A 25,882-nucleotide genomic window follows, 5' to 3' on the forward strand; every position below is an offset into this window, starting at 1 on the left:
CCGTCAGGGACGCCCGGGAGAAGCTACCTGGGGGCCGGGATCACCGCGTTGGCGAGCTGGAGGATGTACCGCATGTCGGCGCCCTGGACGCTCGTCGGGTTGAACGAGTAGACCATCCGCCGCTGCAGGTCGCGGGTGGCGAACACCCCGCTGGTCCAGCCGGGGCGCGAACCCGTCTTGCCCCAGAGGGTGACCCCGTTGATCTCCGTGCGTACCAGGCCGGTGCTCATGCAGGCCCGCTCCTGGCCGGGGCGGCACTGCGGGTTGTCCACGTTGGGCACGTCGGGGACGGTGAACAGCAGCTCCTGCTGGGCCGCGGGCAGCAGCCGGCCCTGGAACAGGGCGGTGAGGAAGCGGTCGAGGTCGGGCGCGCTGGAGATCAGTCCGCCCTCGGCCCACGGCCACGGGCTCTGCTCGGTGACGTCCACCTGGTGACTCGTGCCGTCCGCGTCGGGCACGGTCAGGTAGGCGTGGGCCGCCGGGTCGGCCAGCCGCGGGTCCTGGCGGTCAGGGACGGCCGTGTCGCGCAGGTGCAGCGGCTGGATGATCCGGTGCTTGACCTCGTGCGCGTACGAGTGGCCGGTGGCCTTCTCGATCAGCAGGCCCGCGATGAAGGTGTTGAAGCCGTTGTACTGCTGGCCGGTGCCCGGCGCGAAGATCGTCTGCTCGCCCGCGAGGGTGGCGACCACCTGTGCGGGCGTCCAGCTGTCGAACCGGTGGTCGACGAACCAGGCCGCCGTGCCGTCGCCCCAGGCACCACTGGTGCCGTGCGGCAGACCCGAGGTGTGGTTCAGGAGTTGGCCGACCTTGACCGGCGGGAAGTTGGCGGGCAGCAGACCCGGCAGGTACTGCTGGACGGTACCGTCCAGGTCCAGCCGGTGCTCCGCAACCAGTTGCAGCACCACGGTGGCGGTGAACACCTTGGAGATCGACCCGATCCGGAACCTGCCCTCCGGGTCCGGCGCCTTCCCCGTCGCCTTGTCACCGACACCCCCCGACGTCTCGAACTGCCCACCGCTGCCAGCGATGCGCACCAGCGCACCGTTGATGTCGGCGTTCGGGAAGCCGGCGACCACCTGCCGGATCGCCTCCCGGTCGAGCGGGGGCAGGGCGGCGGCGGACGAGCCGGACGCCGGCGCGGGGACGGGCGCAGCCATGGCCGGCCCACCCGCACCCACGACGGCAGCGGCCAGCATCGCTCCCGCAACCGCGAGATGGGCCCAACGTCGGCTGCGCACAGTGGTGTTCACGTTTCAACACTCCAGACTCGTCGTCACTCGCTTGCTTCGTGACCGAGTCTGTCCGACCTCCGTCGCACCGCCATCGGGAATCAACCCCGACCGTACCCGGGCCCTTTCCCTGACCCGCCATCAGGGTCATGCCAGGCAGGCCCGCACCGCGGTGCCGCTCCCAGGCTCAGGAGGGACCACCTGCCGCCGCCCTGCGCTGGGCACTCGCGAGTAGGGAGGCTGCGCCGGCTGGAGGTGGGAGTGGTAGAGCGCCGCGCCTACAGCCGGCGCAGCCTCCCGCGCTACGAGTACCACCTCACCGACGCCGGACTGGACCTCACCCCGCCGGCCCAGGCACTGCTCGCCTGGGCGACCGCTGGCTGCCCCCGGAGCCCCCGGGCGGTCCTGCGGCACCACCCGGCGGACCGGCCGGACCACCCCGACCATCCGCTCGACGCGGCCTGGACCTGTCGCACCTGCGGGGCGGAGGTGCGCAACCCGGACATCGGGCTGGAGATCCACTCGCCTCGCTGGGGCCGCCAGGGCCCGAAGCCGACGCTGGAGCTGTGATCGGCAGGGAGCTGCAGTGCTGCGCCGCTAAGGTGTCCGTTCGTCGTTCATGACGGATCGAGCAGGGCGTGGACCAGTCGCTCCAGCTGTTCCCGTGGGGCGGCGGCGCCAGGGCGGCCGGTCATCAGGAGATGGTGCAGCGTGCCCACGAGAGCCAGTGCGACCGATCCGGTATCGGTGCCGGGCCTGATCCGCCCCAGGCTCTTCTCGGCGTCCAGATACGCCCCGATCGACGCCTGAACGGCGTCCCAGCCGGGGGCGCCGTCGGCCCAGGCCTCGCGAACCCGCTGGGCTGCCGCCGGTCGGGTCACCGCCAGGCCGACGACTCCGGGATCGAGCGAGAGGATTCCCAGGGCTGCCTCCATCAGATTTCCGACCACCGGACCACCGCCCGCTCTGGCCGGGAGTGCCGCTGCGAGCGTGGCGGAGCGGGTGAACCGGTCCAGCACGAGCTCTGCCACGAACTCGTCCAGCCCGGAGAAATGGGTGTGCAGGATCCCCTTCGCGCAGTCCGCCTCGGCGGTGATCGCCCGGCTGGTCAGGGCGGCGGCGCCGTCCCGGGTCAGGATTCGCTCGGCCGCGTCGAAGAGCCGCGCGCGGAGATCAGGGAGGGCCACGCCACGTGGGGACATCAAGTGCTCCTCGAGGACAGGTAATTGCCAGTATGGGCGGTTGCCCATACTGTTTGGGCGTACGCCCATTCTAGGGGTCGTCCCCTGGACACTCCCTTCAGCAGGAGGTTCTCTCTCATGCAGGACATCGAGAACACCACCCAGGCGCAGGCGTGGAACGGCTACGAGGGCGCCCATTGGGCCACTCACCAGGACCGCTGGGATGCCGTCAACGCCGGCTTCGATCGGCCACTGTTCGGCGCCGCGGCAATCGCGCCTGGCGAGCGGGTCCTCGACATCGGCTGCGGGGCCGGCTCCACCACCCGGCAGGCCGCGCGCGCGGTGGCGCCGGGAGGCCACGCGCTGGGCCTCGACCTCTCTGCGCCCATGCTGGAACGCGCCCGGGCGAGTGCTGAGGACGAAGGCTTGACGAACGTTCGCTTCGAGCACGGCGATGCGCAGGTCCACCCGATCACGCGTGGCGCCTTCGATCTCGCCATCAGCCGCTTCGGCATCATGTTCTTCGCCGATCCCGCCGCCGCGTTCGCCAATCTCGTTGCCGCACTGCGTCCCGGCGGTCGCGTGACGCTGCTCTGTGCTGCCGAGCCCGAGGGTAACGAGTGGCTCACCGCACTGACTGCCCTCGGTGACCTGCTGCCACTGGAGGGCTTCGGTGAGCCCGGCGGACCCGGTATGTTCTCACTCTCCGTCCCCGGTGCAGCGGCAGCACTGCTGCGCGGGGCCGGGCTCCGTGACGTCCGCGCCACGCATGTGACGGAGTACGGGACCTGGGGCCGTGACGCGGCCGACGCGGCGCGCTTCCTCCTTGACTCCGGTCCCGGCCGCCACCTCCTTGCCCAGGCGGGTCCCGGCGTAGGCGTCCGCGCCCGGGCTCGACTGACCGCGGTGCTGAAGCGTCACGAAGTCGACGGCGTCCTGCGGTTGCGCAGCACGGGTTGGCTGCTCACCGGCACCGTACCGAATGTCTGACGGTCCGTGGTGGGTCAGCCGGTCGACGCGGGAGCGAGACGACCGGCCGACCGGGACAGCGCATCCGGCCGACTCCGGAACCCGCCTGATCGGCCCTCAGACACGGTCGGCGCGCGGCGGCCGGCCGGCTCAGCGGGCCCGGCCAGGCACCGCCTGCGGGAAGCGGAAGAGTCCCTGCGGGTCGTAGCTGCGCTTGACCCGCCGCAGGCGTGCCGCGTTCGTGCCGTAGTAGGCCTGCTCCCAGTCGCCCAACTGCGGGTCGGTGTAGTTCTGGTAGGCCTCCCCGCTTGCGTACGGCCGCATCGTCGACCACACGTCGTCCAGCCAGCGGCGGGACTGGTCCACGCCGGTGCCGGAAGTCGGGCCGGGGCTCGGAAAGTTGGCGATGTACTGGGCCAGGAAGAGCCCGCTGCGATGGACGAAGGCGGTGTCCTCGGGGCGGATCCGGTTGACCGCGCCGCCCAGCGCGCCGAGGGCCACCGCCGAGCTGCCGCCCTGCGGTGCGGTCCGCGCGTAGCGCTCGACCGCCTTGACCATGGCCGCGATGCCGGTGCCGTCGAGCGCGCGGGTGTAGAAGTCCGACCGGGCCGCGTACGACACGCGGGTCAGCCGCCCCTGCGGATCCTGCCCGGGCAGCGTGCCCGGGAGGTGGGACTGCGCGCGGGAGAACCCCGCGACCCCGCCCATCACCTGCATGGTGTCCAGGTACGGCTTCGTGTGCAGCGAGACCGAGGAGGGCCTGACACCCAACCGGTCGATCAGATCGGACAGTTCGCTCTGTGGACCGAGGTAGTTGACGGTACTGGTGAGCTCCAGTCGGCCGTCCGGCCAGCCCTGCAGGTGCAGGTCCGCCCACATCTGGTCGGGGGCGCTCGGTGCCCATCCCTGCCAGGCCCGCAGGACCGCCGCCGCCGAGGACCACGGCCAGGAGAGGAACGCGTACGTGCAGTCCACCGCTGGGCGGGTGCGGAACTCCAGCGAGGTGACCACGCCGAAGTTGCCCCCGCCGCCCCCTCGGAGCGCCCAGAAGAGGTCTGGCTCGGTCACGGCGTCCACCCGCAGGATCCGCCCGTCGGCGGTCACCACCTGAGCACCCGTCAGGTTGTCGCTGGTCAGCCCGTACGCCCGGCAGGTCACCCCCACTCCGCCGCCCAGCGCCAGCCCCGCGATCCCGACGCTCGGGCACGAGCCGGCCGGCACGGTGACGCCCCGGCCCGCCAGTTCCGCGTACACGTCGAGCAGGCGCGCCCCGGAGCCGACCACGGCGCCGGAGCCGGAGGCCGTCACGGCGTTCAGCCGCCCGACGTCCAGCACCAGGCCCGTCCCCGAGGACCAGCCCGCGTAGCTGTGGCCGCCGCTGCGCAGTGCCACCGGTACGGCGTACCTGCGGGCGAACGCGAGGCAGGTGGCCGCGTCCTGGGCGTTCGCGACGTACACGATCCCGCTCGGCTGGATCGCGTCGAACTGTGGCTGGTAGAGGTGGCTCGCGTCGGCGTACTGGGCGTCCCCGGGCCGGATCACCGTTCCCTCGACGTCCTTGGCGAGGCCGGCCCAGTCGGCGGGGCCGACGGGAACGGTTGGGGACGGGGACGAGGAACCGGAGGGAGATGGTGAGCCGGGGCCGGCGGGTGATGCGGAGCCGCTGCACGCGGTCAGGGCTGCGGCGGCGGTCGCGGACGCCGCCAGCCGGAGGACGGTGCGTCGACCGACTGCGGGCCGTGGGCTGGTCTCGGTCATGTTCGCGCTCCGTCTCGCAGTCGGTCGCTGCTCTCGACGGATTCTCCCGCACCCGGCGCTGAGTGCGATCCCCCGAGTGCCGCGCTCGACTTCTCGATATCGGGGTCTCGGGGCGGACGGACCTACCGGGGTCGCTAGGCTCGACCCGAGCCCGGCGCGGGCGGTGGCCCGGCGTGGGCCGAGGGCGAGTCAGGCGAGTGACGATGAGTGAGCGCGGCGGAGTACGAACGGGCAGCCGCCCCGAAACCGTTCGGCGGACGCCGGACCCCGGCCCGGCCGCCCGGGTGCCGGCCCGGGTCCCGCTGACGACGGTGTACGTGTTGCTGCTGGCGGCGGTGGCGTGGTGGCTCGCGAGCCAGGGCCGGGGCGAGCGGGCCCGCTTCATCCGGCACAACAGCAGCAACGTCCACCACATGGAGGTCGGCAAGTGGTGGACGCTCTTCACCAGCGGGCTGGTGGTCGACGGAGTGCCTGCGTGGCTGGGCATCGTGGCGGTCGCGCTGGTGGTCGGGCTCGCCGAATGGCGCTGGGGGGCTCTGCGGGCCGGCGCCGTCTTCGTGTACGGGCACCTGGGCGCCACGCTGCTCACCGAGGGCGCCATGGCGGTGATGCTCAGCACGGGCATCCCGGGAGCGCTGTCGCACGCCCGCGACGTGGGCATCAGCTACGGCCTGGTGGCCACCGGGGGCTGCCTGCTCGCCCTCGGGCCCGCGCGGCTTCGGCGGTACGGCCTCCCCGCCCTCGCCGTCGCCTTGGCGACCGCGTGGGCACTGGACCAGCAACTCGCCGACGCAGGACACCTGATCGCCCTCGCCCTCGGCGTGCTCGCCTCCCGCACGCGGTGGCTGCGGGAGCTGCCGCTGCGGAAGCCTTGAGCGGCGGCAGCAGGGGCCGGAGCTCGTAGACCCGGAAACGGGGCGGGTGGACGGCGACGCCTCTCACGACGATCAGTTGTCCGTGGTGACCGTGTCGCCGAAGGGTGCCCGCAGCGCGCCCCGACGATCGGAGAGCCCGTCGGGCATGCCGACGGTCAGCTACACACTGACCGCCACCAACGGCTACAAGGAGACCAGGAACGCGGGGCTCCGGGGACTCCTACATCCACGCCGACGGGCTGCGCCGACTATGCGCGTGGGTGGTCGGTGGTCTCGGTGGCGAGGTGGTGGTGCCAGGGGGTGGTGGCGGCAGGGGAGGGGAGGAACGTCGTCAGGAGCTGGTCGAGTTTGCCCTGGCGCCAGTCGCGGTCCTTGACGGGGGTGGCCGCGTTGATGGCGTCGAGTTGGTCCTTGATCTGGGTACCGAGGCGCTCGCGTTCCGCCGGGACGGACTCGGCGAGGGCGGCGAGGGAGTCGAAGGTGGTGTCCGGGAGCGGGCCGGGGAGAGGCGTGGCGGCGACGGTGGAGCCCTCGAAGTAGGCGCGGGTGTCGAGGTGGCCCTGTTCGCGGAGGTCGACCAGGCCCACCAGCAGGTTGCTGCGCAGCAGTTGGAGCCGGAGTTGGACCTGCGTGCGCTGGTTGCCCCAGTCCTGCCCGAGGACGTTCTCGACGTCGGCGTCGAAGCGCTTGAGCTCGGACTCGGCCATGCCGGTGTAGATCCGGGCCAGGTGGACCGCCTCCTCGTTCGCGGTCGGCGGAGTGAGCTGGAGCGGTCGCTGTCGGACGGCGGCGACGGTGGCACCGGCCTGGTCGGACGGGTCCACGGTGGTCTCCTGGCTGACGACCTGCCAGCCGTCCACCGGGCTCTTCCAGAGGAGGTTGGTGACCTCGTAGAGGGCGGTCTGGGTGCCGCTCTCGTACTCCTCCGGGCCGAACCAGTCGGTGGGCCGCTGGGTGCGGCGGAACTCCAGGGCACTGGAGTTGTTGGTGGAGCAGGACTGGTAGTGCCAGGCCTTGAAGGTGTCGGGGGTGTCTCCCGGGGTGACGGCGAGGGCGCAGCCGTTCATCACGGCGGTGAAGACGAACTCCGAGCCGGGGGTGCCGTCCGGGTCGAGCGGCACGGTGGTGGAACCGACCGTGTGCAGCTGTCCGCCCGGGGCGCCGGCCAGATAGGGAATGTAGGAGGAGGAGAGGTACTGCTGACCGGCCGGCGGGTTGGCGAAGCGCTCGGCGTAGCGGGACACCAACGGGTGGTCCGGGTGCGCTTCGACGTACTTCTCGACGGCGGGCGTGAGGACGAGCGCGCCGTTGCGGCGCGGGTCCGGGACCAGGACGAACCAGTTCTGCGGCTGGGTGTTGGCCCAGGCCATGAACTCGCGGGCCTCGTTCTGGGACAGCGCCGGGGTGCGGAGCTCCATGCCGAGGGAGCCGTCGTAGGACAGGATGTGGTTCTCGAGGAAGGCGGCCGGGGTGGTGGTGAGTTCGGCCGTCGCGGCCACCGGGTCGGGGAGCTGGAGCGGCTGCGGGGCAGGGGTCGGCAGGGTCTGGGCGGGGGTGTCCACCTGGGGCACGCCGAAGAGGGAGCTCAGGCTGAAGGGAGCGCCGAACTCTGCCTGGAAGCCCCGGTCCGGGGTCAGGCCGGGAAGGGCCGACTCGTCCGGGCCGGCGGCCGAGGCCCAGACTTTCCAGTCGGTGGTGCGCGGGTCCGGGAGCGAACCGGCGGTGGCCTCCCAGGACCGACGGGTGCTCGGGTCGACCCAACGGAGCGTCCCGTCGGCCCCGTTGACGAGTGCGACGGTGTGGCCGACCTCGCCCTCCCGGCCGACCAGGACGGTGGCGAAGGAGCCCGGGCCACCGCGGCCGACGTGGTCGAGGAGGGCGTCCACGGCGGGACGGCCCTCGCCGAACAGGTGCGGCAGGTCGTGGCGGCGGTTGAGTACCTGGGCGGCGCTCGGTTCGACCGCTCCTGAGAGGGTCTGCCCGGACGGGCGGGGGCGCCCGTAATGGGTGTCCCGGTAGGCCTCGACGGCTTCCAGGCAGCTCTGCAGGTCGTCCCCGAGGCGGAAGTCCGGGCTCGGGGAGACCGGCTCCTGGTGCGGGGCGATCAGGCCGAGCAGCTCGGGCGTGGGCTCAGGGAAGCGCCGGCCGTCGGTGAACTCGCGGAGTGCGGCGTGCTGTTCGGGGTCGGCCGGGCGGTAGCCACGGTCGTGGAGCACAGCGTCGGTGTTCTCGTAGGTGGGGGTGCGGCGTCGCTTGGCCGGCGGCTCGCCCCGGTCCGGGGCGGAAACGGAGCGGTCGGTGGGGTGGGGCGGCGCGGTCCGTCCGGGCGCGGGTTGACGGTTCGTCGAGCCGAAGCCGGAGGGGCCGCCGTCGGCGCGGACCGGGCCCAGCTGGAGCGGTGCGGGGGCCGTGGGCACGGCGGAGCTGGCCGAGGCGGGCGGTGGCGGTGCGGGCTGGTCGTCGCTGTCGCTGTCGTCGTTCAGGACGAAGTCGTCGTCGAAGAGGCTCGGCCCGGTTTCGGCTCGGGGTGCGCTCTCGGTGTCGCTGTCGTCGTTGAGGGTGAAGTCGTCGTCGAAGAGGCTGGGCCCGTGGTCCGGGCTCTGCGGCCGGAACGGCGCCTGCGGGCTCGGCGGTTGCGCAGCCGTGAGCACCGGTTCGGGCGACGGCTGCCGCACCTCCGGGGCAGGCTCCGGCAGTGGGGTGGACTCCTCGCGGGGCGTCGGGATCGGGCTGTGCTCCGGGGCGGCCTCGGGTTCGACGGACGGGGGCGGGGAGGTGCGGAGAATCTCGTGGGGCTGGTCGTCGAGGTGGAGGAGAGCCATCAGCAGTTGGTTCTGCTGCCAGTCGTTGGCCCGCCCGGTGAGCTCGGAGGTGTACTGCTGGTACGGCGAGCCCTTCTGGGCGAAGCCGTTGAGCACATCGGCGATGACCTGGACCTGGTCCGGCCGGGGCGCGGTCGACTCGTTCCGGAGGTCGGTTGACTCCTGAAGTTCCCTGACGTACCCGGCCTCCAGCTCACGGATCGCCCCGGCCACGTCCGCCAGTCGCTGCCGGGCCTCGGGCACGGTGCCGAGCGGGATCTCGGCGAGCTTCCCCTCCCTCATCATCACGCGCTCCTCGGCCATACGCCCCTGTGGCGTGAGGGCGTGGTCGAGGGCGGCGCGCTGCTCCGGCGTCATGCCTTCGCCGAGGAGGTCACCGAGCCGGTCGTAGTCGTGCCCGAGGGCCTCTGCGAAGCCGTACAGCTGGTCGCTCCTGAGGCCGAAGGGCTTGCCGGAGGTGTCGTCGGCGGGCAGGGTGGCGAGCCAGCCGTCGGCGACCTCGCGCTGGTAGACGGCCTTGCGCAGGCTGTCGTACGCCGGGGCCTCCTCGACCGCGGCCGTCCAGTCATTTCCTGCGGCGAGGGCGTCGGTGACCTGCTGGAGCTGTTCGTGGACGGCGACCGCCCGGTGCGAGCGCTCCAGGGCGTCGGCGCTCTTCTGGCCGTTCTCGGCCGTCTCGCGCAGGGCGCGCTGCTGTGCCGGGTCGGTCGAGCCGTCCGCCGCGTCGGCCAACACGTCGGCGGCGGCGCGCAGTTCGCGCACGGCGGTAGCGACCTCGGCCGGGTCGGCCTCGGGCCGCAGCGCGCTCTGCCAGGACTTGGCGAGCCCCGCCTTGGTGTCGTCTGACAGATGGTCACCCGCGCGGTCGGACAGGTCCTGGGCGGCGGTCGAGGAGACCGCCTCCGGGTAGGGGGTGGTGGCGGTGACGGGGGAGAAGTACGGGCGGCCGGTGAGCTGGCTGGTGCCGGTGGTGTTGGCGCCTTCCTGGACGGCGGGCAGACCGCCGAGCTGGAAGACCTTCTCGAAGGCGGCCTGGTCCAGCGGGCCGGAGCGCAGCACCAGCACGTCGTCCGGGCTGAGCCCGTCCAGCAGCCGGTTCAGGCCGTCGGCGTCGAGCGCCGGGTCGGAGAGGTCGGCCCGCTTGAGCCACGGCTGCTCGTACGGCGGGGCGTAGGGGATCTCGTGGTTGCCGACCTGGAGCAGCACGGCAGGCTTGCCCAGGCCGGCCTGGTGGATGCCGGCCGCCAGGTAGTCGGGGGCGCCGGCCTGCCGGTCCGGGGTGAGCCGGGCGAGGCCGTAGAGCGGCATCAGGTCCAGCTGACCCGAGGTCACCCGGTCGGCCACCGACTGGAGGCGCGGGTTATCGGGGAAGGAGCTCGGATCCGGTGCCGGGACGTGCTGCTGGTACAGCGCGTTCTTCCGGTCGACCGTCCCCTCCAACGGCAGGACGCCGAAGCCGCCGTCCTCGGTGCGGGAGAACACCGCACGGGTGGACATCTCCCAGGCGTACGGCGCGAGTACCACAGCCTTGTCGGCGCCGGTGTAGGAGAGCAGGGCCTTGGCGTTGTCTCCGTCCGCCCCGATCTCGTCGCTGGCGGCGACCAGGGTCAGCCCGCCGGAGCGGACGGGGGCCTGCTGGGCCTCCTCGCCGTGCGGGTCGAACTCGTCCGGGGCGTAGTGCACTTGACCGCCGCCCAGCAGGTCGGCCGCCAGCATGCGGTCCAGCCTGGCCCGCACGTTGGTCGGCGCGACCACGTTGACCTGGCCGTCGTAGCCGAGTTCACGCAGCGAGCGGATCATGTTGACTGCTGCGGCCTGGTGGCCGGAGCCCGGGCCGGAGGCGACCACCACGGTGATCTCCGGCCGACCGGCCAGCGTCCGGGCGACCTCCCGCCGGGCGTCGACCTCCAGGTCGGTGGGAGGTACGCCGCCGCGCCGGTGCGCGATGACGTCCCGCACCTGGCCGGACCGGTCCGGCTGCTCGTCGCCGAGTCGCCAGAGGGTGTGTTCGGGCACCTCGCGGCCAAGGTCCTTGAGAAGGTCAGGGCCGTGCTCCTGCCCGAACAGGTCGCGTACGGCGTCGAGGTCGCCCGTGCGCACCGCCTTCACCTGCTCGGTCAGTGCCTCCCGGTCGGCCAGGCCGTACCGGTCGGCCAACTCGGCCGCGCGGTCGGCCGGATCGGGGACCACCCGGCCGGTGGACGGCCAGGAGTGCTGCGGGCCGTCGCCCTCGGTCCGGGTCGGCGCAGCCTGCGGCGGCGGGGCCGGGTGGTCGCTGTCGTCGGCCACGGGAACGCCGCGGTCCGCGTCGACGGGCTCGGAGCGGTCAGGGTCGGTCTCCTGCGGCGGGACGTCACCCTCCACCCGGGCGGTGAAGTCGCGCAGGCCCTGGTAGATGTCGTTCTCGGCGTCGGTGGCGCGCACCGGGTTGGCCGGGCCGTCGTGCCGGGCGGAGGGGTCGGGGCCGTACAACCGCTCCAGCAACGGCAGGAGTTCGGGCTCGTGGGCCCGCACCCAGTCCGCGCCGTTGTTGCGCGGCTGACCGGTGTACGGGTCGGTCCCGTGGTTGGTGCCGAGGTAGGCGTTGCTGAGCTGGGCGAAGTACTCGTCCTCGTCCCGGGCGGCGTAGTTCTCCGCCTCGCTGCCGTCGGCGCGGCGGCGCGGGCCGTCCGACCAGCCGGAGGGGCCGTCCTCGCCGAACAGGCGGGGCAGCGACTCGTCGTCCAGCTTGGCCCGGAAGGTGTCGCCGATCAGCTGTCGGTCGGCCTCCGAGAGGCCGAACTTCTGGATGGTGTGGGCGAATTCGTGCGTGGTGGTGGAGTAGCCGTCCGGGTAGTGCTGGTCCGGGCCGACGGTGGTGCGCTCGCCGAGCAGGTTCTCCTCGGTCACGGCGGCCCACTTGCCGCCGGAGCCGCGCACGTCGTCCCAGCCGCGGCCGCCGCCCGCCTCGCTGTCGGCGGTGCGGCCGCCGAGATGGGCGAACGGGCCGATGTCCGTCATCGGCACGTCCTTGGGGACCACGACCACGCGGCTGCCCTCGGTGAGCAACCGCGCTGCGGTGTCCGGGGACTGGAGCATCCGGGCGAGCTGGGCCGTCGCCTCGACCCGGGCCGAGGCGGGCCGTTCGGTGCTGCGGTCGACGTCCACCATGAGCTGGGCGGCGGTCTTGGCGAACTCCCCCGGGGGCAGCGTGTCGCGCAGCGCGGCCACGAAGGCCGGGTCCCTGGCGAGACCGCGACGGTCCGAGGCGGGCAGCGACTCGATGGCCTGTGCCCTTTCCCGGGGCGGGAGTTGGGGCAGCTCGCGGGTCAGGTCGGCGAGGTCGGCCGGCCGGGTGACCCGGTAGTCGTCCTGCGGCGGCGCAGAGCGCGGCGTCTCCGTGAGGTCCCCGGTGCCGACCGAGCGATCGGTGGCGGCGGGCGGAGGCGAGACGTCCTGCATGCTGGCGTCGGACCGCTGCGTCGCGAGCGGCGCCGTCGGGGCGGAGGGGCCGGCGGCCGGGGCGGGCGTGGCGGTGCCGGGGTCGAAGTGGTCCCGGAGGATGCGCTGCCCCTCCACGTAGGACGCGGAGTCGGTGCTCTTGTAGCCGTAGCGGGCCGGGCTGTAGTCCGAACCGTACTGCTGGGCCAGGCCCTTGAGAACGTTCCGGGCCTCGCTCGGGGTCAGCTTCCGGTCCCGGCCGAGCGCCTCACCGAGGCTCTTCTCGATCTCGGTCTGCCGCTTCTTCTTGCTGCCCTCGGCCGGCTCGGGGACCTTGTCCTTGAAGTCGTCCAGGTTCTGCTTGAACTGCTGGGCCTGGGCTTCCTGGGCCTGCACCAACGCCTGGACCAGCGCCCGCTGTTCGGGCGAGCCGCCGGTGCCGAGCCGGGTGGTGTCGAGCGACGGGTAGAGCGTCTCGGCCACGTACGGCCGGCTGCTCCAGAGCGAGCTCTGCTTGTCGTCGATGTGGCCCTCCGACCTGTCGGCCGTGATGTCCAACCAGCCGAGCTCGGTCTTGCCGCCCCCGCCGTCGGCCTTGGTGATCACCAGGTCCGGACGGGTCGAGCCGTGCGTCACCTGGGTGTCGATGGAGTAGCCCGCCGGAAGGGTGACGTTGTCGCGGATCATCTGGGTGGTCATCGACTCGACCACGTAGCCGAACTGGCTGGGCAGCCACTTCTGGAGCTCGGCCCGGCGCTCGGGCGTGGTCCGGGGGGCGACCCACTCCCGGTAGGTCTCGTTCCAGCGTCGGGTGTAGCCGTCGAGGTCCGGCACCGACTCCGGGTTGGCCAGCGCCAGTTCGGCGGCGTGCTCGACCTGTGCGTCGATGTCCTTCGCCAGCTGACGCACCACGTCCCGGTCCGCCGGGGCGAGCGCGGCGCCGTCGGTGACCACCGAGAGCACACCGAAGGTCGGCGCGTCACCGTCGAAGACCGAGTGGTCCAGCCGGGAGTTGACCGAATCGCCGGCCGGGTCGGAGGTGGCCGCCCAGACGTGCTGACCGTCCGCCCAGTCACCGGGCAGCGCACCCGGCCTGGCCTCGCGGACCTCGCCGGTGCTCGGGTCGGCCCAGCGCAGTCCGCCGTCCTGGCCGTGCACCAGCGCCACCACGTGGCCCTGGCTCCCAGGTCCGTTCGAGAAGAGCACGGTGGAGAAGCTGCCGGGCCCGGCGTCGCGGACCTGGTCGACCACCGAGTCCACCCCGTGCTGCCCGGTGCCGAGCGGCACCGGCGTGCCGTGACGCTTGGTCAGGGTCCAGGCGGATTCGGTCTCCGGGACGGAGGCGTGCGGCAGGCCGGAGGGCCTCGGGTTGCCGTAGTGGGTGTCGCGCAGCGCCTCGACCGCCTCCAGGCAGCTGTAGAGGTCGCCGCCGTCCATGGTCGCGCTGTGCGGGTTGACGTGGTCCAGCAGCTCGGGGGTCAACTCCGGGTGCGGGACGCTGCCGTGACGGTCCAGGTGGTCCGTCAGCGCCTGGTACTGCTCCGGCGTGGCCGGCTCGTACCCACGGTTGCGGAGCGGCCCGGCGCTGTTCTCGTACGCCGGGGTGCGCTGCCGCTTCGGGCCGTCCGGGCGGCCCTGCGGGAGGGCGTCGTCCTCGCGGCCGCGCTTGGTGCCGCGCGGGCCGCTGTCGGGGGTGGGGCCGGCGGGCCGAGTGGTGTCCGGGCGGGTGATGTCCGGACGGGGCGAGAAGCGCGGGCCTCCGGACGGCTGACCCTCGGTGCGGGTCGGGGCGTCCGGGGCGGACGGTCGGCGGACCGGTCCGAAGCCCTCCGGACGGGGGCGGGTGCCGCCGGCCGAGGCCGGGGGCGGAGTGGAGACGGGGGCGGCCGAGGTCGGCGGCACGGGGACGGTGGTGGGTTGGCCCGGCTGATTGGTCGTCAGGTCCGAGGTGGGCGGGAGCGGCGCGTCCGTACGGTCAGGGGTGGTGGCGGCCGCGCGTGACACGATGATCGGTCCGCCCGCGATACGGGTGCTCTCCGACACCGGGGCGTGCGGGTCGGTCCGATCGCCGGTGGGCTCGGGCACGGTGCGGTCCGGCCGGACGGTGGTGGGCTCAGGGGAGACCCAGTCGGCGTGCGCGGCGACGGGCTCGGGGTGGGGCTGCGTCTGCTGCCGGGGGTCCGGCTCGGTGCGGGGCGGCGGGTCCGCCTGGGCGTGCTGCTGACGGGGCGTCGGCTCGGCCTCCGGGCGGGGCTGCGGCGCGGTGTTCTGGTCGGTGTCCGGCCGTGCGGCGGCGGTCCGGGGCTCGGGCTTGGGCTCGGGACGTGGAGCGGCGGCTTCGTGCTGGGTGGGCTGCGGGCGGGCCGGGTCGGTCGGGTCGGCCTGCTGATGCGGGCCGTTCCCCTCGGGGCGGATCGTCGGGGCAGGGTCCTGCTGGGGGCGGACCGAGTCGGTCTGCTGACGGGCCGTCGGCTCGGTCTCGGTCCGGGCCGGCGGAGTGTCCGAGCGGTTGTCGGCGTGGGCGGGCGGGGCGTCGGTCTGGCCCCGCGAGGGAGCGTGCTCGCTCTGCGGCGGCGGGGCGTGGTCGGCGGTGGCTGGCATGGCGTCGGGCTGACGCGGTGCCGGGTCAGCCTGGCGCACCGGCTCGGCCTGACGGGTCGTCTGCTCCGGCTGTACGGCCGGGGGCTGTTCCGTCCGGGCGGTCGGCTCCGGCCTCGGGGCCGTCTCGGTGCGGGGTGTGGTCTCGGTGTGAGGGGCCGGTTCCGTCCGGGGAGCGGCTTCGGTGTGAGGCGCCGGTTCCGTGCGGGCCGGTGCCTGTGTGTGGGCGACCGGCTCCGGGCGAGCGGTGGAGTCGGAGCGGGTGCCGGTGTCGGCGACCGGGCTCCGGTCGAAGGTGGAGGGCGTGCCCCCGGACGGTGCGGTGTCGCCGCCGCTGCGCACTGCCGTGTCGGACGAACCGAAGTGGGGGAGAGCGGAGTTGGGCGAGCCCAGGCCGGAACCACCGGTGTTCGCGTGGATGGAGTCCCCACCGGAGCGGTCCGAGCCGAACGGTGCCAGGGTCCGTCCCCCGCCACTGGTGATCGGACCCGGGACCCCGTCGCCCCCGCTGTCGGTCGAGCGGGAACCGCCGCCGCTCGGGCCACGGTACGCGTCGGCGCCACCGTCCTCGCCGGTGCTGTGCGTCCCCGAGGAAGTGGACGAATCGCCGGAGCCGCCGGTGCCGGACGGACCACCCGGCCGTCCGCCGAAGACCGGTGGGGCGTCCGTGCTCGGCAGGCTGCCACCCGTCGGTACGTCCGGGACGTCGCCGCCGAACTTGCCCTTGAGGGCGGAAGCCCCGTGCTGGAGACCGACGTTGGAGCCGCCGCTCAGGCCGGAGCCGAGCAGGCTGCCGCCGTCGACCGTGCCGGTGGTGATCAGCTGGGTGGAGACGTCCGCGCCGACGCCGACGGCCGCGCCGTGCACCATCTTGCCGCCGACGGACTCCAACGCATTGCCGAGCCCGGCCTTGCCGGCCGCCGATCCCAGGCCCTTGCCGATCAGGTTGCCGGAGGCGCCGCCGACCGCGCCACCGAGGGCGCTCTGCCCGAGCTCCTTGCCGTCCAGGCCGGTGCGGTTGCCCTCGGCGATCTGGATGGTCTGGGCCAGCAGGTTGATGGCGACCTCCTGGGCCGCCTCCTTGGCCGCGAACTCCAGCGCCTCCTTCAGCAGCTTCTTGAGGATCTGCTGCACGACGACGCGGCTGACCGCGACCGCCGCCGGGATGGCGGCCAGCGAGGCCCCGGCGGTGAACGGGGCGGAAGCCTCGGCAGTCGCGATCTCGAAGGCCAGAATGCCGAGTTGGGCGACGATCTGGATCTTCGCGGTTTCGGTCGAGTTGGCCATGTTGTCGAGCATCTCGGCCATGCCCTCGCAGGACTTGACCATGCCGGGGAAGAACCCGGGGTCCTCCTCCGTGCCCTTGCCCACCGAGAACTTGGCCCAGTGCGTGGCCAAGCCCTCGGCAGCCTTGCCCTGCTGGCCGTCGAGCGCCCGCTGGATGGCAGAGCCGACCGACGTGCCGACGTCCGCCAGGGTCTCCCCGGTGGCGCGCCAGCGGTCGGCCATCTCGCGCATCACATCCTCCTCACCCTCCGGCCAGCGGGTGCCGGCCAGCAGGAGCAGGACCCACTGAAGGGGTTCGGGGAGCTCTACCGCCATGGTTGATCAGGGCCTTCCGGTGTGGTGCGGACGCCCCTGGGCGATGTCCCGCAGGGCGAGGTCGGGGTGGAACAGCGCGGTCTCGGGAAGCTCGGCCTCCATCGAGGTGAGGCCGGTGGAGAGGGCCTCCTCGGCGTTGTCGTAGCTCTCGGCCATCGCCTTGATCCCGTCCGCGATGTACTTGAGGGCGGTCGGGAGGTTGCCGAGACCCTCCAAGACCTTTCCGCTGTATGTGAGATAGCCCTTCTCACCGTTGGCGAACTTCTCACCCGAGTCGTCGTTGCCCCACGGGGCGCGGGCGTTCATCCCGGACAGGTAGGCGTTCAGACCACGCGTCAGCTCGTTGAGCTGGTCCGAACCCGCGAGCACAGGACCGACCGCCGCCCGGTACTGCTCGGGGTCGACCTGGAACCCCTGCCCGGCATCGCCGCCTCCGGCGGGCGTACCGGACGCCGCCAACCGCTTGCTGCTCTCGACGGGTTGGGCGGCGATCCGAACCGCGTCGGTGGTCGCGCGGGCCGTCATCGGCTCGCCGACCTGCATGGGTTCGAGGCGGGCGGTGGTGGGCTGGAGCGCGTCGGCCGCGACCCGGGCGGTCATGGGTTCGCCGGCCTGCATGGGTTCGAGCCGGGCCAATGCCGGCTCGGCGGGTTCGACCGCGTCGGCCGCCACCCGGGCGGCGACCGGGTCGGCCGCCTGGACCGCGTCGACCTGCCTCAGCTGCTGCTCTTCCATGTCGCTCCTCAGCGTCCCTGGCCGCCGGTGGCACCGGCGGCGGCGCCCGACCCGGCGGCCGCGTCACCGTCGCCGTCCGGGAAGGCTCCCGAGCTGGCCAGCCGGGCCAGCGCGGCCCGCATGAACGGGGTCGGCACCGGGAAACCCTCCTCCTCACGGAGAGGGGGCGGGCCGTCCGCCAGAGCGGCCGGCGCGGTGGCGTCGGCGGTCGGCTCCACGTCCGGACGCCCGCGACGCTCGGCCACCGACCGGGCCCGTTCCAGGTACGCGTCCTCGGACGACCCCGACCCCGAACCCGAGCCTCCGCCGCCGGTCCCGGACGCCGTACCGTCTGCACAACCCCCGGATCCCGAACCGTCCGGCCCCGGTGCCGAGTTGAGCGAGGTGCCGCCCTCCGGCCCGAGCACGGCCGCCGCCAGTTGGCTCATGAGGTCGCCGCCGGTCGGCGCCGGAGCGTCCTCCTGCCCGGCGACCACGGTCTGCGGCGGCTCCCCGGCCGGGGCCAGGCCCGATTCCTGGATCCAGCGCTGCCGCATCCGCTGCCACTGCCGGTCCTGCGGGTCGTGGTGGACGGCCTGGCCGAGGATCCCGGCGTCGCGCAGGGCGACCGTCTCCTCCTCGTCCTCCTCCGCCCCGAAGCGGGTGGGCCGGACGAAACGAGAGCCGGACTTGGCCCCCGTACCGGCCCCGCCGCCCGGTCCGTGCATTCCGGGCATGCCGCCACCGGCCGCGCCGCGCCCGGACGTCCCGGAGCCACCGGCCGCGCCGGCACCACCCGCGCCGACCCCGCTGCCGGACCCGCCGCCCGCTCCGCGACCGCCCACGCCCCCAGCGGCGCCACCGGCCGTCACCGGGTGGCCGGCGCCACCCGCTCCGCCGCCCAGCCCACCGCCGGAGCGCCCGCCCGGGTTGTAGCCGCCGAGCGCGGACGTGCCGCCGCCGGACCGGCCGCCGCCGAGCCCTGACCCACCGCCGGCACCGCCGATCCCGCCGGACCGTCCGCCACCGAGGCCGCTGCCGCCGAGCCCGCCCGGGGTGCGGCCGCCACTGGGGTTGAACGTGCTGCCGGCCCCACGGCCGGTGAGGGTGCCGCCGGGCAGTCCGGCCGGACGCCCGGTCAGTCCGCCGGTGCTGGGTCGCCCGGTGCCGGTGGTGCCGCCGGGCATACCGCCGCCGGGAATCCGGAGGCCGCCGAACCCGCCCAGCGAGCCGCTCGGATCGGCCCCGCCCGGCGTGAACGGGCGGAGTGGCGTACTGGCGCGGGTCATGCCGAGCGCCGTGTCACCGGACGGCACTTCGTGCCCCGCCAGCTGGAGGTTCGGGACCGAGCCGGACGACGGCAGCTTGAATTCGGGCAGCCCGCCCGCCCCGTACGTGGGCGAGCCGGCCCCGCCGCCACCGAAACCGCCGCCTCCGCCGAAGCCGCCGGTCCCGCCGCCGCCGAAGGCACCCGGCGTCTGGGCGGTCGGCATCTTGAACGGCTGGAGCGCGGGCGCACCGCCACCACCGCCGGGCCCGGCCGACGGCCCGCCCGGCATCCCGGGGAAGCCGCCGCCGGGCGTGCCGCCGAGCCCGCCCGGTACGACGCCGCCCGGCTGGAAGCCCTGGATGTCGACCGGGGGAGGGGCGCCACCGGGGAGACCGGTGGTGCCGTTGGGAAGAGTGCCGGGGGAGTTGACGGTGGAGATGCCGTCCAGTCCGGTGCGGGGCGTCGCGTTCGGGTTGCCGCCCGAACCGCCGCTACCGCCGCCGCCGGTCAGCGAGGCGACCTGGGCGGCGGCCGTCATCCGCTGGAAGTGACCGGAGCCCTGACGGAGCATCGCGTCCACGTTGCCGCCGACCTGGTCGACGTACGTGTTGTACGTCGAGACGGCCTCCTTGATGCCCTCGGACTTGGCGATGTCGTCGTGCTTGCCGGCCGGGTTGTCCGCGATGTACTCCTTCGTGTACTGGAGTTCGCGGATCATCTCGTTCTTGGTCTGGGTGACCGCCTCGATCCCGCCGCGCAGCGCCTGGGCGACGGCGATCGCGGCCGAGACCGTGGTGGCGACGTGCGAGCCGTCGCCGGTGCTGTACTTGGCGAGGTAGCGCCCGAAGCTCTCGGCGGCCTCGCCCTCCATCGCCTCCATCGCCAGCTTGGCGTTGGCCACGATGGCGCCGATCCGGGTCTCGGCGAAGGTGTTCCACTTCTCCCAGGCGACGGCCAGGTCGCCGAGCAGGTCCTCGTTGCTGTCGGGGAAGGTGATGGCCTTCCCGTCCTCGTTGCTCTGGATGACCTTCAGCACTTCTGCCAGGTCGGGGGGCAGCTGGATCACGGTGTCCGTCCTTCTGCGAGGATCGACTCGGGCAGGGTCAGGTCAGCTTCGGGCCGCTACCGCCCGAGGAGTGCGGCGGGGGCTCGGGGTCGTCCCAGGTGTTGTAGTCGAGCGTGGGCGCGTCGGCCGAGGCGAAGCTGGAGTCGGCCTTGCCCGCCTCGCCGGTCTCACCGGCGACGACCACGGTGACCGGCTTGGTCCGGCCTTCCTGCGGGATCGGGGCGACCGGTGCGTTCGCGCCCTCGATCGCCCGCAACGAGGTCGCGTTGGACTCGTCCACGGTGCGGTAGTTGGCGACCATCAGACGCAGGTTCTCGGCCACCTGGGCGCTGTTCGCGAGGAACTGCTTGATGCCGTCCAGCACCTGCTTCTGGTGGTCCGCCAGCCCACCGACCGAACTGGTCGATCCAGTCAGTGACTTGGCGAGCCGGTCGGTCCCGTAGACCGTGGGCTTGATCTGGTCGACCGCCGCCTGCAGCTCGGCGGTCGGCCGCTCCAGGTCGTCCAGCATGGTCTGGATCATCTTCGCCGCCGCCTCGACCTGTTCGAGGTCGACCCGGAACTCTCCCGCCGCCATTTCCGCCCCTTGCTCGTCGCGTCATCGGTGGCCGACGCCCCCAGGCCGTCGGCACAAGTCTCCGGCAGCGAGAGGCTGCCGACGGTACGTCAGAGTGTGACGGCCCCGCCGGGGCCGACCACGTACAGACCAGTCTCGGTGAACGAGATGGCCAACGGGGGTCGGTCCAGCGGCGCCTCGTTGAGCAGCGTGCCGCTGCCGAGGTGCCAGAGCCGGACGGTGTCCTGCTCGTCCCCGGCCGCGACCAGTGCCTCGCCGTCCATCTCCTGGCAGACCAGCGTGCGCACCCGCGCGGTGCCCCCGGCCAGCTCCGTGACCGCCCGGCCGTCCTCCGCGTCGAAGGCCCGCACGGCGCCGTCGGCCGTACCGGCCAGCACCACCGTCCGTCCGGCGTGGGTGGCGAAGGCCAGGGCCGCGACCGGCGCGGTCAGCCCGCTCACCACCGCGCCGGGCTCGCCGCTCTCCGCGTCCCAGAGCCGCACCGTGCGGTCGCCGCCCGCAGTGGCGAGCAGCGGACGCAGGCCCTGCGGTCCGACCGCCAGTGCGGTGACGCCCTGCTGATGGGCCGCCAGCCGCAGCAGCGGCGTTCCGTCCAGCGCGTTCCGCACCCGCACCACGCCGTCCGCTCCGGCGGAGACCAGGGTGCGTTCTCCGAGCGCCAGGCAGGTCACCGGACCGGTGTGCGGGGTGGGCACCGAGAGCGGGGCACCGTCGGTGAGGCGGTGGCAGCGCACCGCGCCGGTGACGGTGCCGCAGACCAGCAGGCCCTCGGCCACCGCGACGGAGCTCACCGCCCCGCCGTCCTCGTCCAGCCGGAACCGTTCGACGCCGCCCTCCCAGAGCCGCACGGTGCCGTCGCCGTACCCGGCGGCCAGCACCTGTGCGCCATCCGAAGTCACTGCAGCCGCAAGGGCGTTCAGCGGGCGGGGACCGGTGGCCGGGTCGGCTGGCTCCCAGGTCGCCAGTGGGGCGCCGGTGGCCGGATCGAAGAGCCTGATCCGGCCGCGCTCGTCGCCGACCGCCAGGGCCTGGCCGCCGTCCTGCCGGACCACCGCCAGTGCGGTCAGCCAGACGCCGCCGGTGGCCCAGCCGTCCCGGCCGGTTCCCCGGTAGACGTCCCAGGTGCGTACGGTGCCGTCCAACGCGCATGAGGCGAGCACCGGTTCGCCCGCCAACTCGGTGAAGGCCAGGCCGGTGACGGTGGCCGAGTGGCCCGCCAGCACGGCCAGCGGCTCGCCGGTGGCCAGGTCCCAGAGGCGGATCTCCCGGTCCACGCCGCCGGAGGCCAGCACCGCCTGATCGCCCAGCGAGAGCACCGCGAGGGAGGTGACCCGGTCGGTGTGGCCGACCAACAGGTGCAGCCGTGCGCCGGCCGCCGCGTCCCAGACCCGGATCGTGCCGTCGCCGCCGGCCGCCGCCACCAGGTCGATCCCGGCGCAGTTGGCGTGCACCAGGGCCGAGGCACCACGGCCGTTGACCGCGAGCAGCCCCAGACCCTTGCCGTCCTCGGCCCGCCAGGCGCGGACCTCGCCGTCCCGGCCGCCGGAGAAGGCCAGTGGGACGCCCTCGACCACTGCGGCGGCCACCACCTGGGCGCCCTCGCCGCCCGAAGTGCCGTGCATCAGCGCGCCGGTGCCGGCGTCCCAGACCTGGACGGCACCGTCCTGCGCGCCGACCGCGAAGAGGTCCTGCGCACCGATCCGGCCCAGCGCCACGGCGGTGGGCAGCAGTCCGGCCTCGGCGTCCGAGCCGCCGAGCGAGGAGCCGTTGTCCGCCAGCTCGGCCAGGCCGAAGCCACGGCCGCCGACGGCGAGTGCGAAGGCGGGCCGTCCCGAGACGGTGCCGATGGCCGCCGTCGGCGCTGCCTCGGCCGGATCAACAGCCGCCAACTGCACCAGGCCGCCGGGGAGTTGGGCCGGGAGCTCAGGGCGCATCAGCTGGCCGGCCAGTGCCTCCAGCAGGCGGGCGATGCCCGGCACCGGGGTGTCGGTGCCATCCGCCCAGGTCAGCTCGCCGGCCGCCAGTCGCCGGGCCTCGGCGGCCCCGCCACCGACCCCGGGGGTGGCGTTGCGCAGCGCGTTCAGCACCCGGGCGGGCACCGCCGGGTCCACCGTCGCGGTGCGCACCACCTCGGTGCCGCCGCTGCGGTGGCGCACCCGCAGGGCGCCGTGCTGATCCAGCGTCAGCTCGAGCCTGCCTCCCGGCAGCTGTTCCCCACCGACCGAGAATTCCACCAGTCCCGACATCTTCCGAACCCCCAGCCTGGTACATGGACAAACCAGCCGCGCAGTGCGCGTAGATCAGTTGTGCAGCGTTCCGTCGTGCCCGAGGATCAACAGAGGTCCTCCGGCACCAGGGTCGCGTACACGGCATCGTGCAGTTCGTGGGTGCGGGAGCTGCGGAACAGCGCGGGACGGAAGCCGGCCCGGCGGAAGCCGATGGAGGCACCGACCACCTGCACCCCCATGTTCTCGGCGGCCGCGTAGGCGTCGATCCGGCGCAACCCCAACTCCTCGAAGCCGAACCGGCAGACCAGCCGCATCGCGGAGGCCGCCGTGCGCATCCGCCGGTGCTCGGGCAGCAGCCAGACCGAGACCTCGGCGGCGCCCTCCTCCGGTCGCAGATCCACCAGCTCGGCCAGCCCGATCGCGGGGCCGCCCCCGGGTCCGGGTTCAACCCCCTGTGCTGGCTCGCCCGCCCGGGCCACCGCGAAGTACGCGGCCCGGTCGGCGGCCCAGAGTCTGGGAGCGACCTCGGTGATCCAGCGGACGGCGGACGCCCGGTCGGGGTGGAGCAGCACGCCCTGCATGAACTCGCGCACCAGTGGATCGCCTGTCCCGGCCAGCAGCGTTTCGGCGTCGCGCTCCTCCGGTCGGCGGATCACCACATCGCCGTCGCGTACGCCTGAGAGCGCTTCCACCGAGCTCAAAGAGCAGGTAGCGCCCCGGTTCCTCCCCATGTTCAATATCGAAGCATCTCGCAGCCCCTCAATCAACCTGGCCCGGCGCGTCGCTACCTGCCGGTAGTCCGACGCTCTCGTCCTGGATGTGAGGCGCCGACTCCACTGACGATTCGTCAGCATACGGAGCGACCCGGGGTTTGCGTGGACCGGGCCCCGGGTCGCCTCCCGTCGCGGCCCTCGGTCGCCGACGAAAGGCTCTGCTCAGGGCGGCCGGAGGCGGCTCAGGCGGTGATCGTCGTCACGCGGCCGCGGGTCCGCAGCGCGGGTTCGGCCGGTCGGATCGCACCGCTCCGGTCCATACCTTTGATCCCCTGACGGGGCCGGACGGACCCGGGGCCTCGTGTGCTGCCCGTGTGCGGATCCGTCCTGACGCTCGGTCAGGGAGCCAGTGGCGTCACTCGAAGGGGGTAGGGTCGCCGGCCCCGTGTCGGACGATCTCCGCTGCGCCGTCGGAGAAGTCGACGACCGTCGTCGGGACCGTACCGCAGTCGCCGGAGTCCATCACCGCGTCCAGCACGTGGTCGAGCCGCTCCTTGATCTCCCATCCCTGGGTCATCGGCTCGTCCTCTCCGGGCAGGAGCAGGGTGCTGGAGACGAGGGGCTCGCCGAGTTCGGCGAGCAGGGCCCGGGTGACGGCGTGGTCGGGGATCCTGACGCCCACGGTCTTCTTCTTCGGATGCATCAGGCGGCGAGGGACCTCCTTGGTGGCGGGCAGGATGAAGGTGTAGCTGCCGGGCGTCGCGGCCTTGATGGCGCGGAAGACGGCGTTGTCGATGTGGACGAACTGCCCCAACTGGGCGAAGTTCTCGCACATCAGGGTGAAGTGATGGCGCTCGTCGAGACGCCGGATGGACCGGATCCGCTCCAGGCCCTCGGCGTTGCCCATGCGGCAGCCGAGAGCGAAGCAGGAGTCGGTCGGGTACGCGATGAGGGCACCGGAACGGAGGCTGTCGGCCACGGTGTTGATGGTGCGGGCCTGAGGGGTCTGCGGGTGCACGTCGAAGTACTTCGCCATCGGCCGACTCTACAAGGTCCGCCCGGCCGTCCAGCACACCCAGGCCCGCAGGATCGGGGCGTCGTGGTCCGCCGTCCGCCGTCCGCACCGCTGGGTCGGCTGGAGGGAGCGCCCTCAAGGGGGACGGGCCGGGCAGCCGGGGCACCGGAGCGGCCCGTGCCGGTGCGGTGCTCCTAGGATGGTGACCGTGCCCGGCAGCGAACTCCTGACCCGCGACCCAGGTCACAGCCCTGTCCCGTCGGAAAACGCACCGACTGCGCCGCCACCGCCTGACGCTCCGTGACGCGCTGGGCCGCAACCGCCGGACTCAGCCACACATCCACCGTCCATCGCCCCGTCGGCCGTGTACGCGCCCAGCCGCCGAGGCCCAGCGCGTGGACGGCACCCTTGAAGGAGATCCCGTCGTGCCCTGGAAGTCCGACCTCACCTGGACCGGCCACACCGCCGGCGCCGCCACGACCGTGCACCAGGGCCGCACCTGGCACCTGTCCAAGCACCTCAGCCCGCCGGACGCCGAAGGTCGCTACAGCCCTTACGAACGCTGGTACCTCCACGCCGACGACGGCCAGGGCCAGCCTCACCCCGACCCCGTCGGCACCACCCTGGGCCGCAACCGCGTCAACGCCCAGCGCCTGGCCGAACTCGTCATCACCGGCTGGGAGAACAGCCACCAGCTGCGCCCCGGCGACGGCGTCCAGCTCTGGCGGCGCACCGGTGGCGACGGCACCCTGGTCCCGCTGGACGAGCTCCTCGTCGGACGGCATCGCTGACGACGTCCGGTCGCTGCCTCCGAGGGTTGACGCGAAACGCCTGGCGTACTGACGGACGTCCTGCCGCGTTGATCCTCGGACCCTGAGTGCCCGTCAGGTGCCGGGGCACCGCGAAGAGGGAGCCCTGCCGGGCCCGTCAGTCGTAGGTCAGGCCGCCGTCAGTGCTTGCGGGCACAGTGGTGTCACGCCGAAGGGGCAGCGCACCGCCCCCGAGGCTTGGGAGAGGTGCCCGGAGCGGCTGATCGGGTGCCTGGCCGGTAACGGCCGAGCAGGACCTCCGGGTCCACGCAGGTTCGAATCCTGCCCTCTCCGCCCAGCTCACCCCGGGCTCGCTCGACCGGTCATCGAGCCCGGGGTGAACAGCTAGACGGTGCCTGCGTGACAGGGTGGGTGAATGCCGCCGAACCGCGAGTACTCATCCGCTCTCCGTCCCGAACCGTGGCTTGACGTCGCCCCGACCCACGGGGACCTCGTTGCGGCGAAGGCGCTCGTCTACGACCCTTGCGGGTTCACCTGCTCGCAGCCGGTACCCGAAGCGGAGGGTGCCGCTTACGCCGCCCACGAGTTCACTCTCGACGGGCTCTCGATCCGGTTCCGCGCAGCGAAGACGACCCCTACCAAGGTCGGCCAATTCGTCACCGTGTGGAAGAGGTCCCCGGCCGGGCCGATCCAGCCCTTCGACGCCACGGACCCGGTCGACCTCGTCGTCATCAGCAGCCGCGACCATCAGCACTTCGGCCAGTTCGTCTTTCCCATGGACGCTCTGCGTCACCACGGCGTCGTCTCAGTGAACGGTTCCGGTGGGAAGCGAGCCTTCCGCGTCTATCCGCCCTGGGTGACCACCACCAACCGCCAGGCCGACAGCGCGCAGGCTTGGCAGCTGGACTTCTTCCTGCACCTGCACCAGAACGGTCCTGTCGACCTGGCCTGCGCACACGAGCTCTACGACCCGCAGGACGGCGCCGGCACCACCACAAGAGCGACCGGCCCCGCACACGGCCGCTGATCATCCGGCAGGGCCGGCGACGCCGGGGCGCCTGCGGCCCGAGCCCAG

The 25,882-nt window shown here is 73.3% G+C and carries 15 protein-coding genes and 1 tRNA gene; 6 read left to right on the top strand and 10 right to left on the bottom strand.

Annotated elements, in window-relative coordinates; all coding sequences use genetic code 11:
* Window positions 1-23 precede the first annotated feature (23 nt).
* Complete coding sequence (locus tag ACKUU6_RS30990; RefSeq protein WP_407991876.1) at window positions 24-1,157, bottom strand: serine hydrolase domain-containing protein; 1,134 nt, start codon at window positions 1,155-1,157, stop codon at window positions 24-26.
* A 312-nt stretch (window positions 1,158-1,469) separates the two neighbouring features.
* Here ACKUU6_RS30990 and ACKUU6_RS30995 point away from each other — a divergent pair, with 312 nt between their 5' ends.
* On the top strand, window positions 1,470-1,799 hold the full coding sequence (locus tag ACKUU6_RS30995; RefSeq protein ID WP_407992290.1) for a winged helix-turn-helix transcriptional regulator: 330 nt from the start codon (window positions 1,470-1,472) through the stop codon (window positions 1,797-1,799).
* A 47-nt stretch (window positions 1,800-1,846) separates the two neighbouring features.
* On the opposite strand, the gene ACKUU6_RS31000 is transcribed toward ACKUU6_RS30995, so the two are convergent.
* Window positions 1,847-2,431 (bottom strand): TetR/AcrR family transcriptional regulator, encoded by a 585-nt coding sequence (locus tag ACKUU6_RS31000; protein ID WP_407991877.1) that lies wholly within the window; start codon window positions 2,429-2,431, stop codon window positions 1,847-1,849.
* 117 nt (window positions 2,432-2,548) lie between these two features.
* Here ACKUU6_RS31000 and ACKUU6_RS31005 point away from each other — a divergent pair, with 117 nt between their 5' ends.
* Window positions 2,549-3,400 (top strand): class I SAM-dependent methyltransferase, encoded by an 852-nt coding sequence (locus ACKUU6_RS31005; RefSeq protein WP_407991878.1) that lies wholly within the window; start codon window positions 2,549-2,551, stop codon window positions 3,398-3,400.
* A 129-nt stretch (window positions 3,401-3,529) separates the two neighbouring features.
* Here ACKUU6_RS31005 and ACKUU6_RS31010 read toward each other — a convergent pair whose 3' ends face one another.
* The gene (locus ACKUU6_RS31010; RefSeq protein WP_407991879.1) at window positions 3,530-5,137 is read right to left on the bottom strand and encodes an FAD-binding oxidoreductase; all 1,608 of its coding nucleotides are present in this window, start codon (window positions 5,135-5,137) and stop codon (window positions 3,530-3,532) included.
* Between the two features lie 203 nt (window positions 5,138-5,340).
* On the opposite strand from ACKUU6_RS31010, the gene ACKUU6_RS31015 reads away from it, so the two are divergent.
* Entirely contained in the window at window positions 5,341-6,012 is a 672-nt protein-coding gene (locus tag ACKUU6_RS31015) for a rhomboid-like protein (protein ID WP_407991880.1), read from the top strand.
* 248 nt (window positions 6,013-6,260) lie between these two features.
* Here the strand turns inward: ACKUU6_RS31015 and ACKUU6_RS31020 are convergent, their stop codons facing one another.
* The 7 genes from ACKUU6_RS31020 to ACKUU6_RS31050 all read right to left on the bottom strand — a co-directional run bounded on the left by ACKUU6_RS31020 (window position 6,261) and on the right by ACKUU6_RS31050 (window position 24,058).
* Window positions 6,261-16,454 carry a toxin glutamine deamidase domain-containing protein gene (locus tag ACKUU6_RS31020; RefSeq protein ID WP_407991881.1) on the bottom strand — a complete coding sequence of 3,398 codons (10,194 nt, stop codon included), beginning with the start codon at window positions 16,452-16,454 and terminating at the stop codon, window positions 6,261-6,263.
* A 6-nt stretch (window positions 16,455-16,460) separates the two neighbouring features.
* Window positions 16,461-17,189 (bottom strand): hypothetical protein, encoded by a 729-nt coding sequence (locus ACKUU6_RS31025; protein WP_407991882.1) that lies wholly within the window; start codon window positions 17,187-17,189, stop codon window positions 16,461-16,463.
* An 8-nt stretch (window positions 17,190-17,197) separates the two neighbouring features.
* Window positions 17,198-19,504 carry a hypothetical protein gene (locus ACKUU6_RS31030; RefSeq protein ID WP_407991883.1) on the bottom strand — a complete coding sequence of 769 codons (2,307 nt, stop codon included), beginning with the start codon at window positions 19,502-19,504 and terminating at the stop codon, window positions 17,198-17,200.
* 37 nt (window positions 19,505-19,541) lie between these two features.
* Window positions 19,542-20,081: a hypothetical protein gene (locus tag ACKUU6_RS31035; RefSeq protein WP_407991884.1), complete on the bottom strand. Its 540-nt coding sequence runs from the start codon at window positions 20,079-20,081 to the stop codon at window positions 19,542-19,544.
* Between the two features lie 89 nt (window positions 20,082-20,170).
* Window positions 20,171-22,315 carry a WD40 repeat domain-containing protein gene (locus tag ACKUU6_RS31040; RefSeq protein WP_408649649.1) on the bottom strand — a complete coding sequence of 715 codons (2,145 nt, stop codon included), beginning with the start codon at window positions 22,313-22,315 and terminating at the stop codon, window positions 20,171-20,173.
* A gap of 98 nt (window positions 22,316-22,413) precedes the next feature.
* Window positions 22,414-23,001: a GNAT family N-acetyltransferase gene (locus tag ACKUU6_RS31045; RefSeq protein ID WP_407991886.1), complete on the bottom strand. Its 588-nt coding sequence runs from the start codon at window positions 22,999-23,001 to the stop codon at window positions 22,414-22,416.
* A 436-nt stretch (window positions 23,002-23,437) separates the two neighbouring features.
* Complete coding sequence (locus ACKUU6_RS31050; protein WP_407991887.1) at window positions 23,438-24,058, bottom strand: L-threonylcarbamoyladenylate synthase; 621 nt, start codon at window positions 24,056-24,058, stop codon at window positions 23,438-23,440.
* A gap of 404 nt (window positions 24,059-24,462) precedes the next feature.
* Between ACKUU6_RS31050 and ACKUU6_RS31055 the strand changes: the two genes are divergently transcribed.
* From ACKUU6_RS31055 to ACKUU6_RS31065, 3 genes are all read left to right on the top strand, one after another.
* The gene (locus ACKUU6_RS31055) at window positions 24,463-24,828 is read left to right on the top strand and encodes a hypothetical protein (protein ID WP_407991888.1); all 366 of its coding nucleotides are present in this window, start codon (window positions 24,463-24,465) and stop codon (window positions 24,826-24,828) included.
* Window positions 24,829-25,047: 219 nt separating this feature from the next.
* Window positions 25,048-25,140: transfer RNA gene (locus ACKUU6_RS31060), tRNA-OTHER, on the top strand.
* Between the two features lie 82 nt (window positions 25,141-25,222).
* Complete coding sequence (locus tag ACKUU6_RS31065) at window positions 25,223-25,834, top strand: MepB family protein (RefSeq protein WP_407991889.1); 612 nt, start codon at window positions 25,223-25,225, stop codon at window positions 25,832-25,834.
* The last annotated feature ends 48 nt before the right edge of the window (window positions 25,835-25,882 follow it).

Source organism: Kitasatospora sp. CMC57, assembly GCF_045866025.2.
GTDB lineage: Bacteria > Actinomycetota > Actinomycetes > Streptomycetales > Streptomycetaceae > Kitasatospora.

Bases quoted from the DNA above. Each gene is read 5' to 3' on its own strand.
- ACKUU6_RS31035 (WP_407991884.1), bottom strand. From the start codon at position 20,081: ATGGCGGCGGGAGAGTTCCGGGTCGACCTCGAACAGGTCGAGGCGGCG.
- ACKUU6_RS31065 (WP_407991889.1), top strand. From the start codon at position 25,223: ATGCCGCCGAACCGCGAGTACTCATCCGCTCTCCGTCCCGAACCGTGG.
- ACKUU6_RS31020 (WP_407991881.1), bottom strand. From the start codon at position 16,454: ATGGCGGTAGAGCTCCCCGAACCCCTTCAGTGGGTCCTGCTCCTGCTG.
- ACKUU6_RS31025 (WP_407991882.1), bottom strand. From the start codon at position 17,189: ATGGAAGAGCAGCAGCTGAGGCAGGTCGACGCGGTCCAGGCGGCCGAC.
- ACKUU6_RS31005 (WP_407991878.1), top strand. From the start codon at position 2,549: ATGCAGGACATCGAGAACACCACCCAGGCGCAGGCGTGGAACGGCTAC.
- ACKUU6_RS30990 (WP_407991876.1), bottom strand. From the start codon at position 1,157: ATGGCTGCGCCCGTCCCCGCGCCGGCGTCCGGCTCGTCCGCCGCCGCC.
- ACKUU6_RS31050 (WP_407991887.1), bottom strand. From the start codon at position 24,058: ATGGCGAAGTACTTCGACGTGCACCCGCAGACCCCTCAGGCCCGCACC.
- ACKUU6_RS31010 (WP_407991879.1), bottom strand. From the start codon at position 5,137: ATGACCGAGACCAGCCCACGGCCCGCAGTCGGTCGACGCACCGTCCTC.
- ACKUU6_RS31000 (WP_407991877.1), bottom strand. From the start codon at position 2,431: ATGTCCCCACGTGGCGTGGCCCTCCCTGATCTCCGCGCGCGGCTCTTC.
- ACKUU6_RS31015 (WP_407991880.1), top strand. From the start codon at position 5,341: ATGAGTGAGCGCGGCGGAGTACGAACGGGCAGCCGCCCCGAAACCGTT.